Raw genomic sequence first — 14,638 nt, 5'->3', positions numbered from 1 at the left:
ACTTAGATCTTTTGCATATTCTTTGCAACTGCTTCAACCTCGTCCATTACCCTTAACAGGTTTCCTCCCCATAATTTTCCAATTTCCTCCTCGCTATAACCTCGTCTAACTAATTCTATGGTCACATTCAGAGTTTCACTGGCATCGTTCCAGCCCTCGATGCCACCACCGCCGTCAAAGTCTGAACTTATACCCACATGCTCAAGCCCAATGAGGTCCACCATATAGTCTATGTGGTCAACAAAATCGGCCACATCTACAGGGGGAACTTCCTTTTTAAGAGCTTCGATTTGTGGTTTCGCAGCTTCAGCTATTTCCCTGAATTTTTTCATATACGCTGCTCTTTCTTCCTGCTCCAGCATTCTTACCTCGCTACGATCAAGAACTTTAAATCCTTCTTTTTCCCCCTCTGTTCTGTAAACCTCCATCTGGGCAGCAGTGAAGGCATTATGTTTTTCGGTGTTGACGTATGCACTAAAAGCTACTGTTTGCACCACCCCACCATGCTCCTTAAATAACATAAGGAGCTCGTCATCCAAATTCCTGCTGTGGTCACACAAAGCCCTTGCTGAAGAATGAGAAGCTATAAGCGGGGCTTTGGAGATCTCGAACATTTGCTTTATCGCTTCTTTTGAGGGGTGGGATACGTCAATCATCATACCTACCCGGTTCATTTCTCTTACTGCTTCCTTGCCCATATCGCTTAAACCATTATGAAGCCAAACGTTATCTTCTTCGCCGGTATTACTATCACTTAACTGGCTGTGGCCATTATGTGAAAGGGACATATATCTGGCACCCAGGTTATAGAATTTCTCAATATTTCCCAGGTCCTCGCCAACAGGATAGGCATTTTCAACCCCAATCATCCCTACCAGTTTCCCCCGGTTAACCAGGTTGCGCACCTCAGTCGAGGAAGTTGCAAGACCAATCTTATCTGGCGCGATCTCATTTACCAGCCTGTGAATAGCATCAAATTTTGACATGGCATTCTCGTATGCCTTTTCATATCCTGCGGGTGTGAGTTCCCCCTGGCCGGTATAAACAATGAACCAGGCCACGTCCAATCCACCGGCTTCCATCTTTGGCAGGTTTACCTGGGTGTCAATATCTGTAGTGTAATTTTTTTCAGCAGTAAAATTATTCACGTTTATATCGGCATGGGTGTCGATCGTAATGACATTCTTATGTATTGCTTTGGCTTTTTCAAGGAGTTGGTTCTCATTTTGATCCTGAGCAACAGCAAGGTTGAAACCTAAAATACTTAGTAACAGGCAAATTGGTAATTTCATTTTCTTGTTTTATTTATACCTGCGGAATTTACATAATTTATTTTTAAATGCTTGTGTGGAATATGGTGTGGGATAGAATAATTTATATGAATAGCCTTATTTGTGAATGGTATTTTTATCTAACTTTGATAGAATTTTAAAAGCTGTAATGAATAAGTTTATAGTTGTAAACAACCCCGAAAAGTGGCCTGTTCCGGTAGAGAATATCACCCTTGTTTCGTCTAAAGAATACCTGACCAATCCTGAATTTGCAAAAATAAAAAAGGCAAGGATCTTTAATTTATGTAAAGATTATTCCTACCAGTCTAAAGGCTATTACGTTTCACTACTGGCAGAAGCCCGGGGGCATTTGGCCATACCAACTGTCAAGAATATAGTAGACCTGCGGGAACCTAAACTTGTGAAGATAGTTTCCAATGAATTTGAGGACCTCATCCAAAGCAGTCTTAAAAATATCAAATCCCAGGAATTTACCCTTAGTATTTATTTTGGACAAAATGTCGCTCAAAAATATAAGGAACTTAGTGCCATGTTCTTCCGGCATTTTCAAATTCCCTTCCTGCGGGTTAAATTTAATTACACTACTCGTTGGAACATAAGGAGCATTAAAGCTATATCTGAATCTGAAATACCTGTCGAGCACCGTGATCTCATGCAGTCTTATGCCATGGATTACTTTGCAAAAAAGCGCTACGACATCCCGCGGCAACAGTCCTATGAATATGACCTTGCGATCCTGGTAAACCCAAAGGATCCTGCCCCTCCCAGCAATGCCAAAGCCTTACGAAAATTTATTGATCTTGCTGAGAAAATGAACTTTTATGTGGAAATCGTTGGTCCGGAAGATCTGTCAAGGTTATCCTCATTCGATGCCCTTTTCATTAGACAGAGTACAGAGGTTAATAATGAAGCCTATGCCTTTGCCCGTAAAGCCCAGCAGGAGGATATTGCTATTATCGATTATCCAGATGCAATACTCAAATGCTGTAATAAGGTTTTTATGGCAGAGGCGTTGGAAAATGCCAATATTCCAACCCCTAAAACAGTTATAGTCCATAAATCAAATGTCGAGCAGGTTATGGGCATCACCGGCCTCCCCTGTGTTCTGAAGTCCCCGGATTCCACTTTTTCGTTCGGCGTGAAAAAAGCAAAGACACAAGAGGAATTTGAAAGCCTTGTCAATGGAATGCTCCGGGAATCAGATCTTATAATTGCCCAGGAATATACCCCTTCGAACTTTGACTGGAGAATTGGGATACTTGATAATATTCCCATTTTTGCCTGTAAATATTATATGGCAAAAGGGCACTGGCAAATCTATAACTGGAACGCCGTAAAAAAAGATGACCAGGATGGCAATGCCGATTGTATGCCAATAGAAGAGGTGCCCCGCAAAATACTGCAGGTGGCACTGAGAGCAGCCCGGTTAATGGGAAAAGGCCTTTATGGAATAGATGTGAAGGAAGTGAACGGGAAACCATTGGTGATTGAGATCAATGATAATCCAAATATAGATTTTGGAGTAGAAGATGGTTACTATGGCGATGAAGTTTATATCAATATATTATCTGCATTAAAAAAGCGACTGGAAAAGAATTTTTTATGAGTTATCACCTTTTTGAAGTTTTCGGGATTGAGCTGGAATACATGCTCGTAAATAAAAATTCTCTCAAGATCTCCCCTCATGTGGATCGTCTTATGATCCTTAAAACAGGAGAGATTATGAGTGATGTTGATAACGGCAAAATAGAATGGAGCAATGAACTTGTGGCGCATGTGGTGGAACTAAAAACAAATGGTCCAACTGCGAACCTTGAAACCCTGGATGAGCTTTTTGCTGAAAATATTACTGAGATCAACAAACTTTTACTGAAGGAGGATCTCATGCTACTTCCCACTGCAGCCCATCCCATGATGCTCCCCGATAGAGAAATGAAGCTATGGGAGCACAGTTATAGTAAAATCTATGCCTTATATAACAGGATCTTTGATTGCAGGGGGCACGGCTGGAGCAATCTTCAAAGTATGCATATTAACCTGCCATTCTTTGATGATGCCGAATTTGAAAAACTTCATGCTGCAGTAAGGATCCTGCTTCCTATTATTCCTGCATTAAGTGCCAGTTCACCTGTTCTTGAAAACAAATTGACGGGCTTCAAGGATATGAGGATGCAGGTATATAAGACCAACCAAAAGGAAATTCCTGAAATGACAGGAAAAGTGATACCGGAGCAGGTTTTCTCGCGTGAGGAATATTTTCAAAACATATTTACTCCAATTATTAAGGCTGTCAAACCTTATGATACAGAAGGGATCCTTGACCATCACTTTCTTAATTCCCGGGGTGCCATAGCACGCTTTGACAGGAAAGCTATAGAAATAAGGGTAATAGATTTACAGGAATGTCCTGCGGCCGATGTTGCCATTGCTGTACTAATTATCGAAAGCCTAAAATTACTGGCAGGGGAGGAGCTGGTTTCCTTAAAAGACCAAAAGAACTGGCACGAGGATGATCTTCTTCAGATTTTTAACGAGGTGATAATAGATGCAGAAGCTACTCCTATAAAGGATCAAAGATATTTAGCGCTCTTTGATATACAAGGCAATTGCAGCGCAGGAGCCTTATGGCAATCGATCTATCAAAGGGTGAAGAATGAAATTTCAGTTAAACACAGAAATATTCTGGATTTATTGTTTCTCCACGGTAGCTTATCTACGCGGATAATAAAAGCTTTGGAAGGAGATCTTTCCGAAGAAAGTATTACAAAGACTTACAGGCAACTGGCAAATTGCCTGGCCAGGAATGAATTTTTTATCCCATGAAAGTAGTTTTAACCTGTGAACACGGTGGTAACAATATCCCGGGGGACTTCGCCGGTCTGTTCAACGGCAAGGAAGAGGTGTTAAACTCACACAGGGGTTATGACCCAGGGGCTTTGGAATTATTTATGCAACTTAAAGATCTAGCCGATTATAGTTTTTACAGTACCACTAGCAGGTTGCTGGTGGAGCTTAATCGCTCTCCACACAACCGGCAATTGTTTTCTGAATTCACTAAACCTTTATCCAGGGATGTGAAGCAGCGTATTATGCAGGATCATTATTTTTTCTACCGGGACAAAATAGAACAGCTTATACAAAGGGAGATCTCGCAAGGAGAGAAAGTCCTTCACATTTCTGTTCATACGTTTACTCCCGTTCTTAACGCTAAGGTAAGAAATGCCGATGTGGGCTTATTATTTGATCCCTCAAAAGCTTTGGAGAAGGATTTTGTGCGGATATGGAAATTCAATTTTAAAAAGATAGCCCCGGGGTTGAATATACGTTTCAACTATCCTTATCTGGGCCGCGATGATGGATTCACAACATACCTTAGAAAGAAAAATCCAACAAATTATCTGGGAATTGAATTGGAAGTGAACCAGGCATTTTTTAGAACCGGCAGTATGGATGATGAGATATGCGGTGGTTTATATAAATCCCTACAGCAAACATTAAAATAAAAAAGAAGACAAAAACTTACTTCGGGATAGAGACCGTGGGGGTCCTTGAAAGAGCTTTTTTGTCTTCTTTTTATTTTTTAAACCTTCAACGGAAGAAATTCCTTGATTTCCTTTGGCATTTGATTGATAACTTCTTCAAGTTGGTTTCCTTTTAAAAATCTTTTTAGCGAGGCAAGCGTAATTGCTATGATCTCTTCTGTAGATTTGCTCCAGGGGAAATCTTCTTCCCCATATCTCGCCTGCAGGTCTTTAACCTGTGTCTTCATTTCTTCCAGGGTTGTATAATTAAGAGGTGGTTTTTCCCGGTACTTCCAGTTCTCCACATAGATCCCTTTAAAGATCATTGGCAGGGGATCCATTATTTGAAATGATTCTCCCAAATGTATCCTGTCCCGCACTGTATGCATAACCGCTCTCCATATCTTTAACACCCTGCTTTTTTCTTCTGGATGTCCAAGGTCATCAGCGAGTTCATTCACATATGTATGGGCATCCTGTGCAAAACTTTCGAAATTTAAATGTGACTGTGACATAACTATAATATTTTAGTTAGTAAATCCAATCATTGATTTAGCACAGCATCTACGGTAATTTTGGTATCAAGTAGTTTGGAAACAGGACAATTATCCTTCGCTTTATTAACAAGTTCCTGGAATTTATCATTATCAATATCCCTCACCCTGGCTTTTAAATTTAAATGGGATTGGGTAATAGAACCATCATCCAGGGTTACTTCTCCTGTAGCTTCCAGCGATTGGGGTTCAAAACCTTCTTCGCCTAAAAAAGCTGACAATTGCATTGCAAAACATCCTGCATGTGCGGCTGCTATTAACTCCTCAGGATTTGTTCCCGTACCAGATTCGAACCTGGATTTAAAGGAATACTGGGTTTCCTTTAAAGTTCCACTTTGAGTGGTAAGATTTCCTTTTCCTTCCTTAATGGTACCATTCCAAATGGCTGTTGCTTTTCTCTTCATGATTGTTTTAATTATTTCCATTAATTTAAGGATAGGGAAGATCAAATGAAAATTTTTACCATAACCTTAAGTCATGATTAACAAGCATTTGATAGTGTGCTTTCTGGGCATCAATAAAATGAAAAAAGGCCGGAATCATTGATACCGGCCTTTTTTAAAATAATTCTTTAATCTTACTTGATCTCTACAACTTCAAGATCAAAAACAAGGTCTTTACCTGCAAGTGGGTGATTACCATCTACCACAATACTGTTTTCCTTAACATCTTTTACTATAAGGTTCATTTCACGGCCATCTGGGCTTTTAGAAACAAGTCCCATTCCAACCTCAGGCTTAATCTCCTCTGGCAGCTGGCTCTTGTCCACTTCCTGTACAAGGTCCTCTCTTGGCTCCCCGTATGCTTCTTCCTTTGGAATATTTATAGTTTTCTTTTCGTTGACTTTCATATCGATAAGGCCTTTTTCAAATCCCGGGATCAATTGTCCCTGGCCTAAAGTAAACTCTATTGGCTCACCTCTTTCTACAGAACTGTCAAATACCTGTCCATCAGTTAATTTTCCAGTGTAATGTACTTTTACCGTGTCATTTGCTTTTACTTGACTCATAATATTGTTTTTCAAATTTTGAAGGCCATTTTGTCCCTCTTGTTTTTATACGATTATTCTGCATTGTGCCAAAACCAAGCCAAAGTCAGGTTTCAGCATTCTTGCTTTCGGATTCATGGTATTAGAGATAAATTAACGGAATAATTCTGATGGGATGTAGGTCATATCGGCTGTTAAGGGATTTTTTAGAGATTTTATTTAGGGTGGTAAAGATTGATAAAAATTCTCTGAAATTATGTCAGGTACAGGTTTTTTCTGGTTTTTTGGAGGTTTTAAATGGGAAGATTGGATTAAAAGTATTTTACTTCAGAAATATTTCATACTTTTTTCCCTTCAAATTCCAACTAACTTAAATTTTTACCTGGCTTATGAAAAAAAAGAGCACTTCCCTTAGTAGTTCCAGAAGATCGTTTTTAAAGAATACTGCCCTAGCGGCAACCGGCGTTATGATAGTACCCCGACATGTGCTTGGGGGCCCCGGATTTATAGCTCCAAGTGACCGGCTAATTGTAGCTGGAATTGGTGTAGGAGGAAAGGGAGAAAGCGATTTGGCAAATTTTGCAAAAAGCGGGAAAGCGGAAATAGGATTTTTATGTGATGTAGATGACAGGAGGGCGGCAGCATCAAGAGCCCGTTTTCCAAAAGCAAAATATTATAAAGACTACCGGGAAATGCTGGATAAGGAAGGTAAGAATTTTGATGCTGTATCTGTTTCCACACCAGACCATAATCATGCTGTACAAACCATGGCTGCCATGGAAATGGGGAAACATGTGTATGTGCAAAAACCTCTAACGCATGATATTTACGAAGCCCGGGCATTGACAAAAGCAGCCCGTGATTATAAAGTAGTGACACAAATGGGAAACCAGGGAGCATCTGGTGATGGGGTGAGGATCATGCAGGAATGGTTCAATGCCGGGTTGCTTGGAAAGGTTCATACAGTTTATTGCTGGACAGACAGGCCTGTATGGCCGCAGGGAATTCCATGGCCCAGTGAACCTGCCCCTGTGCCAGAAGGTTTAGATTGGGATCTATGGCTTGGAACTGCCCCCAAAAAGAATTATATTGAAGGACTGGTACCTTTTAACTGGCGAGGCTGGTGGGATTATGGTACAGGTGCCCTGGGAGATATGGGTTGTCATCTTGTAGAAGCCCCGTATAAAGTCCTGGATCTAAGTTATCCAAAAGATGTTCAATGTAGCGTGGGAAGTGTATATGTGGGCGAGTTCCAGCGAGGTTATTTCCCAGAAAGTTGCCCTCCTTCAAGCCATGTGATCATGACTTTCCCGGGCAATGAACGTACAGATGGTGACCTTACCATGCACTGGATGGATGGTGGTATTAAGCCAAAACGACCTGAAGAACTGGGACCAAATGAGACTTTTGGTGATGGTGGTAACGGGGTTCTTTTTATAGGAACAAAAGGTAAGATGATGTGTGGTACCTATGGTACGAATCCAAGGCTGCTTCCAACGTCAAGGACTGAAGAGGTGAATGTGCCTCAACAGCTTGATCGTGTTCCTGGAGGAGCCCAGGGTCATTATGCTCAATGGGTGGAAGGTGCCATCGCGGGATACGGAAAAAAAGATTTAAGTTCCCCATTTGAGATTGCCGGCCCTCTTACTGAAACTTTATTAATAGCCAACCTTGCCATAAGAGGACAGGATATTAGAAATGAATCACAAAATGAACAGGGGCGCACAGTCTACCAATTCCCAGGACGCGATATTAAAATGCTGTGGGATGCAGAGAATATGAAAGTGACAAATTTTGAGGAGGCCAACCAGTACGTGAAAAGGGAATACAGGCAGGGCTGGAGTTTATAAAACATTGAAATGAACAACCGGAAAAGTAAGAGACATACATACTTTAAACCCCTATTACAGGTACTACTTGTAACGGGATTTTTATATTTATCTGCAGGTTTTTCCGGTTGTAATTTTAACAGTGAAGCAGAGGAGCCTGTAGAGATATGGGACAGCCTTACGGTAACTGCCTCTGCCTATAATTCTCTGGGTTATCAAACCGGGGGAAATCCCAGGGTAACGGCCTGGGGTGATACCATCGAGCCCGGTATGAAGGTGATTGCAGTATCCAGGGACCTCATTGAAAAGGGACTGGACCATAACACCCCGGTAAAGATCGAAGGGTTTGAAGGTGTATTTTTAGTTAAGGATAAAATGCATTACCGCTGGAAAAACAAGATTGATATTTATATGGGCGAGGATGTCAAGCGTGCCCGTAAATGGGGCCGTAAAAAAGTAAATATCGCCTACCAGATCATTCCTGCCGATACATTACAGACAACGGAAGATTAATGCTCTGGCTCGTAGATCAACCTTATAAAAGAACTAAATCTTTCCTCATCCCTGTTTAATGAGATACCCGGTACAATTCCTATTTTCAAGGAGTCCTTTATCTCTACTCTCATTTGCGGCCTTAATACCGTTTTTAATTGCCCGTCCTCGATCAATTGATTCACCTCCAGTCCAATAAAGTTGGAGGTATTTGGAATCATATAGTGCAGGTTTGAGTTAATTTCGTAGGCAAAACTGTTTTCATGTCCATTCCAGCCTGTAAAGAACCTTGGTCCCGTGTATAATAAGGCGTGCCAGGAGGATGTAAGCCTTGTGGCGGCAACAAAGAAGGGATTGATAACCAGCCCTTGTGTGAGATTATTAAAAGAAAGGCTGTTTAGATCTACAAGTTCTATCTCTGCAATATTTCCAATTGCTAGGGAGGTTTGAAGTTTTTCTGAGACGAGAAAAGTATATTGTCCTGCCAGTTTCAGGCTTTCTATCCTGTCATTGGGCCGGTTAAACATTCCCCGGTTTAAAGCATTACGGCTGAAGATTGTTACCGGAACTTCAATTTCCAGGCCCAGCCTGTCTGCCACTGCCCACTCATATTCAACTAAGAATTCGTAACTGTCAAAATCGAGGTTATCTGAAATTCCTGCACCTATGTTCCACTCCTTTTCACCCTTTCTGGCACCCAGATCCCTTATGAGGTCAATATAAAGAGGCTCGGCATGTTCAAGTTTTAATGGTAGGTCTTCCTCACTCCGGTTGCCGTTTTCCTGGGCTTTCATAGCATTAGGAACCATGAATAATATAAATAAAAAAAGAAATGAGGTGGATGTACTATTCATAGTCTGAATTTTTTCTGCAAAGAAATTCAGAAACACTAAAAATGGCTTGTGAAAGAGATTAGAATATAATTAAAAGTTTACTGCCTTTGGTAGCTCTACCTTTATAATTGATCCCTTGTTTGGACGGGATTCTATATTGATCTCCCCTTTATGGATTTTTACAATATTGCGGGTAAGCGCGAGACCTATGCCGTAGCCTTTTTTCGTCCCGGCATTGCTGCCACGGTAGAACGGCGTGAAGATCTTTTCTATCTCATCATTTGCAATTCCAATGCCTTTATCTTCAACAAAAACCTCGACCTTTTCCCTGGCATGAAGGAGGGTGACTTTCACAGGTTTGTTTCCGGAATACTTGAGGGCATTTGTGAGCAGGTTGGTAAAAGCTATTTCCAGCCATAGCTCATTTCCAAGGATCTCAAAGGAATCTGTCGATAGGGTTTCAGTATCCTTATATTCGAGATGAATCTTTCCTGCTGAAATTGTTTGGTTGGTATTTATAACAACTTGTTGCACAAGCTCATCCAGGCGCAGGATCTCGAAACTTGATTGGAAATTATCATTCCTTATTTCTGAAAGCTGTAACAAGGAATTTAATAATTGCCTTAAATGATCTGCCTGTTGATATATTTTTTGCATTGCCATTTCCTGGTCCTCCTCTAATTTGCCCGATTTAAGCGCATATTCTGCCTCACCGAGGATTACAGTAAGAGGGGTGCGCAATTCGTGAGATGCATTTTGAATAAATTTCCTTTGTGTGTAAAATGAATTTTCAAGACGGGAGAGCATCTCATTAAACGTTTGTGCAAGCCTGGAAATCTCATCCTTACCCTTTCCCTCATCAAGACGCAGTTCCAGTTTATTACTTCTTATTTCCTGCACCCGGCTTATCATTGAATTAATAGGTTTAAGGATTTGATTTGCAAAGAGGAGTGAGATCAAAGCTATTATAAAGAGTGCTGTAATAATTATGATCCAAATTGTCCTCTGCAAAAAATTTAGCTGCTCTTCCCCGTTTAAATCCCTGGCAGCGAGCAGAACTATATAATTTCCCTGGTTGTCCTCATAATAAAGGCTACACACCTTTAATTTCCCTACCTCGAAAAAGTTGTAGTCCTCTTCAATGGCAGTTTCGATTTCATTGACATTTGCAAATTCTACCGGAATTTGGGAGTAATTGATCACTCCATTATTAGTCCTGAGGTAAAAAACCTTTTCGGCCGGCAACTTCTGCAAATACCTAAGGGTAATAGCTTCGTACGTACTTTCATTGAGTTCATCCTTTTCCAGAAGAATTTCAGCAGCAAGAACAGCCCTTTGAAGCAACCTTTCCTCAAACCGGTTTTCAAGGTTATCCTCAAATAAAATATATAAAAAAATGCCGGTAAGGCCTATCATAGCAGAGCAAATAAGAGAAAAGATTGCTGCTATTTTGTATTTTATTTTCAAGCTATCGTATTACGTATCCCATCCCTATAACGGTGTGTATAATTTTATCGGGCTTATGGTCATCAAGTTTTTTACGAAGATAATTAATATAAACGTCTACTACATTTGTACCTAAATCATATTGCACTCCCCAAACCATATCCAGTATATTTTCCCTGGAAAGTACCCGGTCTATATTTTGAAGTAAGACTTTAAGTAATTTGAACTCTGTAGCTGTGAGTTTTACCTCCCTGGAATCCTTATAGACTTTTTTTGCAAGATCATCCAGCTCAATTCCTTTGAATTTATATACCTCCTCTTCATCCCTTGGTCTCCCCGTACGGCGTTTAACAGCCTCTATCCTGGCAACCACCTCTTCAATTTTGAAAGGTTTTACGATATAATCATCTGCTCCCAGGTTAAGTCCTTTCACCACCATGTCTGTAGTATCCAACGCTGTGATTAATATTACGGGGGTATTATTTTTCCTTGCCTTTAATTCCTGCAGGACCTCCAGCCCTGTCATCCCGGGCAGCATAATATCAAGTAGGACCAGGTCATACGATTGACTAAGAATAAGGTCCAGTCCCATTAAACCATCCGTGGCAATCCCAATAGAGTGGCTAAGCTCAAGCAAATTCCGGTGAAGGAGGGATGCCACGTTTGGCTCATCTTCAACTAATAAAATTTTCATACCCTCAAATATGGTTAAAACCTGTTTCTTCCTTATTAAAATAGAATTAGAATTTAATTTAAAAAAATAGTTATTAACTTCGGTTTATATTACAACATTTGAAACAAAAAATGTCTCGCCGGCGGGATGGAAAATAAAATATGAGAAAACAAATTATAGAAGTTCTAATAAGTTTAAGGACACTCTTAAGAGAAAAGTTTCATCAATATAATGACAAACTTCCATTTTTTCTCATGATCCTCCTTGCGTTTATAATAATAGTGGGAGGAATTAATTTATTTGTAGATCTTTCCAATACCCTTCATACAGATGTACTGGCCAAATATGACAGTAAGGTCACAGAGTTTGTAATTTCCTTTCGTACGCCGCCTCTCAATAAGGTTTTTCAATTTATTACAGAGATTGGAGATTTTAAAGGCTATATTATTATTACAATAATTACCACGATCATATTTTTCCTAAAGTTCAGGAACTGGCGATTTGTACTTGAAATAATCTTCGTCCAGGTAATTGCCGGACTTGCAAACGTGGCTCTTAAACAGGTTATAAACCGCGCCAGGCCAGATGCAGAACACCTGGTATCTGTTGCTACATTAAGCTATCCAAGTGGGCACGCAATGAGTGCAATGGCCTTCTATGGCTTTTTAATTTATTTGTTTTATAATTTTAAATTAAATGTATGGATTAAGATCCTAACTATCCTTATTTTAGGACTGCTCATCCTGGCTATTGGTATTAGCAGGATCTACCTGGGGGTTCATTACCCTTCAGACATTGCAGGAGGATATATAGCAGGATTCATTTGGGTGATCTTCTGTATTGTCCTTTTTAATGTTGTAGACCTGCTAAGGAAAAGAAGGAAGAAAAGAAGTAGCAAGGCTCAATAGAACAAACACAATAGCAGTTGCTGTACCATAAGATATGTATTTAAAGAAAATCTATTTCTCCCCGGCCTATATGGTCCTTGAATTTCTGTTCTTCTACGTGTTCATACCATTTATTGCCGTAGCTTATCTGGATGGCTGGTTAAAAGTGCTTCCCTTACTGTTAATTGCTGCTTTTTTCTTTTTGATACTTAGAATTGATCCTTACTTTGATAAAAGAACTTTATATAGGTTAAATAAAAAGCATCTCAGGAAAAGTTTGCCCAGGATCATTATTATTTCGATCCTGCTGGTATGGTTTACCTTTTGGATTTTTCCAGACCTGTTCTTCCAGTATCCTTTGGAAAATTTCAAGAATTATGTAATTACCCTATTCCTGTATCCATTAGCCTCTGTCCTGCCTCAGGAATTGACTTACAGGGTCTACTTTTTTCACAGGTATAGAAAAATAGTCCCCGAGAAGTATTTGCTTATGCTTAGCAATGCGATCATTTTTGGGCTCACCCATTGGATATATGGCAATTGGGTAGCACCAATTGCCACTTTTCTTGTGAGCTGGATCTTTATTTTTAATTATCTCAAAAGCCAAAGCCTACTTAATGTGAGCATAGAACATTACATCTATGGCTTCATCATGTTTACGATTGGGTTTGGACATTTTTTTTCCTGATTTTTTACAGGCCAATTCCCCCAAGAAGATACCAAAGAATTATAAACACTATAATAATTCCAATGCAGCCGCAGCCACCACCCAGTTTCTTTGCTCCCCATCCAGCGAGAAGTGCTCTCAATATCTTTTTCATTTTTTAGATTGTTTAAGGGTAAAAATAATGGAAACTACCAGTGCCACCGGGAGGTTTAGGAAAACTTTAGTTTAATGGGCTAAAGATTTATTAAAATTGGGCTTTTAAAAAAATCCCCTGGGAGGAGCAAAGTTTTTGGAATTTTTAAATTACCAGTGTCTAATTAAAAATATTAAAGTTTTCCTTAAGCTTTAATTAATTTGGCTAGAGGAAATATCAACCCAAATTTTGGGGTGGTAATGAATCTAAAATAGTTTAGGATAAACCACGCTTTTTAAAATTGAGTAGAGTGTTTTTTTCTATTCACGTAGATTTTAGTCCAGGTTCTATATTCTAGCAGCGGAAGCGGTCTAAATTCTTTCAACGGATAATAATGGTTTTAGACTTCAAATGCTTCTAATTGCAATTCCATTTTTAATTTTAAGTTTACCTTATAATAATTTCAATGCTAACTTTTTAACTTTACGTTCAACTTAAAAAAGAGAAATGCAAATTAGAGATCGGGACGACAATGAATCTGAGGATTATATTTTACAGGACAATAAGAAAACCAGGTTTGGGGCTACATTCATAATAATAGTTCTCATTATCCTCGCCACAGCTGTAGCCATGACCGGGGTTTATTTTGATTACTGGTAGGCTTAGGAGATTTTTATTTCATTAAGCAATAGGAATGCCTGGTTCACATATTCTTTCTCCAGAAACAGGGCAAAGTAGTTGGATGTTGAGATCATTTCAAATACTGGAATTCCCTCATAGGCCAGTAGTTTAAATATATAGAAGTATAATCCCACCGATTTTGCACTATTCTTGGGAAGTGCTATTGTTAAACTGGATAACTCGCTTTTTACAGATACCAGGATCTCATCCTCAAAACATGCGGCAACCGTCTCTTTTAATTCAGCCGAGACAAGGATATTACTTTCCTGGTAATTACTTGAATAATTAAGATATACACCCAGTTCATCCTTCACTATGTTAAGTAGCTTTGCCTGGCTGGAAAGGATAGTTTTGGAATTAAGATAGGTATATTCTGTAATACCGGAGCGCACTACGATATCTCCCATTTCCCTGAAACTTGTATTTTTCAGCAAATTCTTCTTCGGTGCATACCTGCGCAGGGCCATAATAATGGATCCTTGTTGTACAGGTTTCCTAAGCTCTTTTTCCACATCGGGCTGCAGGTGGGCAGCAAGCGCACTAAAATTTATAAGGTCTTTGGCCAGTGCATCATCAAGAAAGGGCTGGTGCCGTAAAATATTGTGTACCACCGAGGTTATAGTGTTCATTGTTAAATAATGT

Annotated in this window: 17 protein-coding genes; 8 read left to right on the top strand and 9 right to left on the bottom strand. The window is 39.7% G+C overall.

What is annotated here, in order from left to right:
- Positions 1–2: 2 nt before the first annotated feature.
- Positions 3–1,292 (bottom strand): dipeptidase, encoded by a 1,290-nt coding sequence (locus FHG64_RS01665; protein WP_139064783.1) that lies wholly within the window; start codon positions 1,290–1,292, stop codon positions 3–5.
- Positions 1,293–1,440: 148 nt separating this feature from the next.
- On the opposite strand from FHG64_RS01665, the gene FHG64_RS01660 reads away from it, so the two are divergent.
- From FHG64_RS01660 to FHG64_RS01650, 3 genes are read left to right on the top strand one after another with little or no spacing between them, the layout of a single operon-like run.
- Positions 1,441–2,898, top strand: coding sequence for a RimK family protein (locus FHG64_RS01660; RefSeq protein WP_139064782.1), 1,458 nt, complete (start codon positions 1,441–1,443; stop codon positions 2,896–2,898).
- Complete coding sequence (locus tag FHG64_RS01655) at positions 2,895–4,115, top strand: glutamate-cysteine ligase family protein (protein WP_139064781.1); 1,221 nt, start codon at positions 2,895–2,897, stop codon at positions 4,113–4,115. Before FHG64_RS01660 ends, FHG64_RS01655 begins: the two co-directional genes overlap by 4 nt.
- Entirely contained in the window at positions 4,112–4,795 is a 684-nt protein-coding gene (locus FHG64_RS01650; protein ID WP_139064780.1) for an N-formylglutamate amidohydrolase, read from the top strand. Before FHG64_RS01655 ends, FHG64_RS01650 begins: the two co-directional genes overlap by 4 nt.
- 77 nt (positions 4,796–4,872) lie before the next feature.
- On the opposite strand, the gene FHG64_RS01645 is transcribed toward FHG64_RS01650, so the two are convergent.
- The 3 genes from FHG64_RS01645 to FHG64_RS01635 form a co-directional block, all read right to left on the bottom strand.
- Positions 4,873–5,328: a DUF2267 domain-containing protein gene (locus tag FHG64_RS01645; RefSeq protein WP_139064779.1), complete on the bottom strand. Its 456-nt coding sequence runs from the start codon at positions 5,326–5,328 to the stop codon at positions 4,873–4,875.
- A 29-nt stretch (positions 5,329–5,357) separates the two neighbouring features.
- Positions 5,358–5,771 carry an OsmC family protein gene (locus FHG64_RS01640; RefSeq protein WP_139064778.1) on the bottom strand — a complete coding sequence of 138 codons (414 nt, stop codon included), beginning with the start codon at positions 5,769–5,771 and terminating at the stop codon, positions 5,358–5,360.
- A 173-nt stretch (positions 5,772–5,944) separates the two neighbouring features.
- Positions 5,945–6,376, bottom strand: coding sequence for an FKBP-type peptidyl-prolyl cis-trans isomerase (locus tag FHG64_RS01635; RefSeq protein ID WP_139064777.1), 432 nt, complete (start codon positions 6,374–6,376; stop codon positions 5,945–5,947).
- Between the two features lie 368 nt (positions 6,377–6,744).
- On the opposite strand from FHG64_RS01635, the gene FHG64_RS01630 reads away from it, so the two are divergent.
- Positions 6,745–8,205, top strand: a complete 1,461-nt coding sequence (locus FHG64_RS01630) for a Gfo/Idh/MocA family protein (RefSeq protein WP_139064776.1) — start codon at positions 6,745–6,747, stop codon at positions 8,203–8,205.
- A gap of 9 nt (positions 8,206–8,214) precedes the next feature.
- On the top strand, positions 8,215–8,697 hold the full coding sequence (locus tag FHG64_RS01625; RefSeq protein ID WP_317133582.1) for a 3D domain-containing protein: 483 nt from the start codon (positions 8,215–8,217) through the stop codon (positions 8,695–8,697).
- Here the strand turns inward: FHG64_RS01625 and FHG64_RS01620 are convergent.
- The 3 genes from FHG64_RS01620 to FHG64_RS01610 form a co-directional block, all read right to left on the bottom strand.
- The gene (locus FHG64_RS01620; protein WP_139064775.1) at positions 8,694–9,530 is read right to left on the bottom strand and encodes an HAEPLYID family protein; all 837 of its coding nucleotides are present in this window, start codon (positions 9,528–9,530) and stop codon (positions 8,694–8,696) included. The genes FHG64_RS01625 and FHG64_RS01620 overlap by 4 nt on opposite strands.
- Before the next feature lie 69 nt (positions 9,531–9,599).
- A complete protein-coding gene (locus tag FHG64_RS01615) occupies positions 9,600–10,976 on the bottom strand; it encodes a HAMP domain-containing sensor histidine kinase (RefSeq protein WP_139064774.1) in 1,377 nt (458 codons plus the stop codon).
- A gap of 1 nt (position 10,977) precedes the next feature.
- Positions 10,978–11,649 (bottom strand): response regulator transcription factor, encoded by a 672-nt coding sequence (locus FHG64_RS01610; RefSeq protein WP_139064773.1) that lies wholly within the window; start codon positions 11,647–11,649, stop codon positions 10,978–10,980.
- A gap of 140 nt (positions 11,650–11,789) precedes the next feature.
- Between FHG64_RS01610 and FHG64_RS01605 the strand changes: the two genes are divergently transcribed.
- Both FHG64_RS01605 and FHG64_RS01600 read left to right on the top strand, forming a co-directional pair.
- Positions 11,790–12,536, top strand: coding sequence for a phosphatase PAP2 family protein (locus tag FHG64_RS01605; RefSeq protein ID WP_139064772.1), 747 nt, complete (start codon positions 11,790–11,792; stop codon positions 12,534–12,536).
- Positions 12,537–12,570: 34 nt separating this feature from the next.
- Complete coding sequence (locus tag FHG64_RS01600; RefSeq protein ID WP_139064771.1) at positions 12,571–13,203, top strand: CPBP family glutamic-type intramembrane protease; 633 nt, start codon at positions 12,571–12,573, stop codon at positions 13,201–13,203.
- A gap of 4 nt (positions 13,204–13,207) precedes the next feature.
- Here FHG64_RS01600 and FHG64_RS19765 read toward each other — a convergent pair whose 3' ends face one another.
- Positions 13,208–13,336: a hypothetical protein gene (locus tag FHG64_RS19765; protein WP_262710274.1), complete on the bottom strand. Its 129-nt coding sequence runs from the start codon at positions 13,334–13,336 to the stop codon at positions 13,208–13,210.
- A 486-nt stretch (positions 13,337–13,822) separates the two neighbouring features.
- On the opposite strand from FHG64_RS19765, the gene FHG64_RS19070 reads away from it, so the two are divergent.
- Positions 13,823–13,975, top strand: coding sequence for a hypothetical protein (locus tag FHG64_RS19070; RefSeq protein ID WP_168191296.1), 153 nt, complete (start codon positions 13,823–13,825; stop codon positions 13,973–13,975).
- A gap of 2 nt (positions 13,976–13,977) precedes the next feature.
- On the opposite strand, the gene FHG64_RS01595 is transcribed toward FHG64_RS19070, so the two are convergent.
- On the bottom strand, positions 13,978–14,625 hold the full coding sequence (locus tag FHG64_RS01595; protein WP_139064770.1) for a hypothetical protein: 648 nt from the start codon (positions 14,623–14,625) through the stop codon (positions 13,978–13,980).
- Between the last annotated feature and the right edge of the window lie 13 nt (positions 14,626–14,638).

The organism is Antarcticibacterium flavum (assembly GCF_006159205.1).
Lineage (GTDB): Bacteria > Bacteroidota > Bacteroidia > Flavobacteriales > Flavobacteriaceae > Gillisia > Gillisia flava.
The sequence above is the reverse complement of the archived record's forward strand: the minus strand, read 5'-3'. Positions and strand labels throughout refer to the sequence as shown.

Bases quoted from the DNA above. Each gene is read 5' to 3' on its own strand.
- FHG64_RS01630 (WP_139064776.1), top strand. From the start codon at position 6,745: ATGAAAAAAAAGAGCACTTCCCTTAGTAGTTCCAGAAGATCGTTTTTA.
- FHG64_RS01635 (WP_139064777.1), bottom strand. From the start codon at position 6,376: ATGAGTCAAGTAAAAGCAAATGACACGGTAAAAGTACATTACACTGGA.
- FHG64_RS19070 (WP_168191296.1), top strand. From the start codon at position 13,823: ATGCAAATTAGAGATCGGGACGACAATGAATCTGAGGATTATATTTTA.
- FHG64_RS01665 (WP_139064783.1), bottom strand. From the start codon at position 1,292: ATGAAATTACCAATTTGCCTGTTACTAAGTATTTTAGGTTTCAACCTT.
- FHG64_RS01620 (WP_139064775.1), bottom strand. From the start codon at position 9,530: ATGAATAGTACATCCACCTCATTTCTTTTTTTATTTATATTATTCATG.
- FHG64_RS01650 (WP_139064780.1), top strand. From the start codon at position 4,112: ATGAAAGTAGTTTTAACCTGTGAACACGGTGGTAACAATATCCCGGGG.
- FHG64_RS01660 (WP_139064782.1), top strand. From the start codon at position 1,441: ATGAATAAGTTTATAGTTGTAAACAACCCCGAAAAGTGGCCTGTTCCG.
- FHG64_RS01645 (WP_139064779.1), bottom strand. From the start codon at position 5,328: ATGTCACAGTCACATTTAAATTTCGAAAGTTTTGCACAGGATGCCCAT.
- FHG64_RS01655 (WP_139064781.1), top strand. From the start codon at position 2,895: ATGAGTTATCACCTTTTTGAAGTTTTCGGGATTGAGCTGGAATACATG.
- FHG64_RS01640 (WP_139064778.1), bottom strand. From the start codon at position 5,771: ATGAAGAGAAAAGCAACAGCCATTTGGAATGGTACCATTAAGGAAGGA.
- FHG64_RS01605 (WP_139064772.1), top strand. From the start codon at position 11,790: ATGAGAAAACAAATTATAGAAGTTCTAATAAGTTTAAGGACACTCTTA.
- FHG64_RS01625 (WP_317133582.1), top strand. From the start codon at position 8,215: ATGAACAACCGGAAAAGTAAGAGACATACATACTTTAAACCCCTATTA.
- FHG64_RS19765 (WP_262710274.1), bottom strand. From the start codon at position 13,336: ATGAAAAAGATATTGAGAGCACTTCTCGCTGGATGGGGAGCAAAGAAA.
- FHG64_RS01595 (WP_139064770.1), bottom strand. From the start codon at position 14,625: ATGAACACTATAACCTCGGTGGTACACAATATTTTACGGCACCAGCCC.
- FHG64_RS01600 (WP_139064771.1), top strand. From the start codon at position 12,571: ATGTATTTAAAGAAAATCTATTTCTCCCCGGCCTATATGGTCCTTGAA.
- FHG64_RS01610 (WP_139064773.1), bottom strand. From the start codon at position 11,649: ATGAAAATTTTATTAGTTGAAGATGAGCCAAACGTGGCATCCCTCCTT.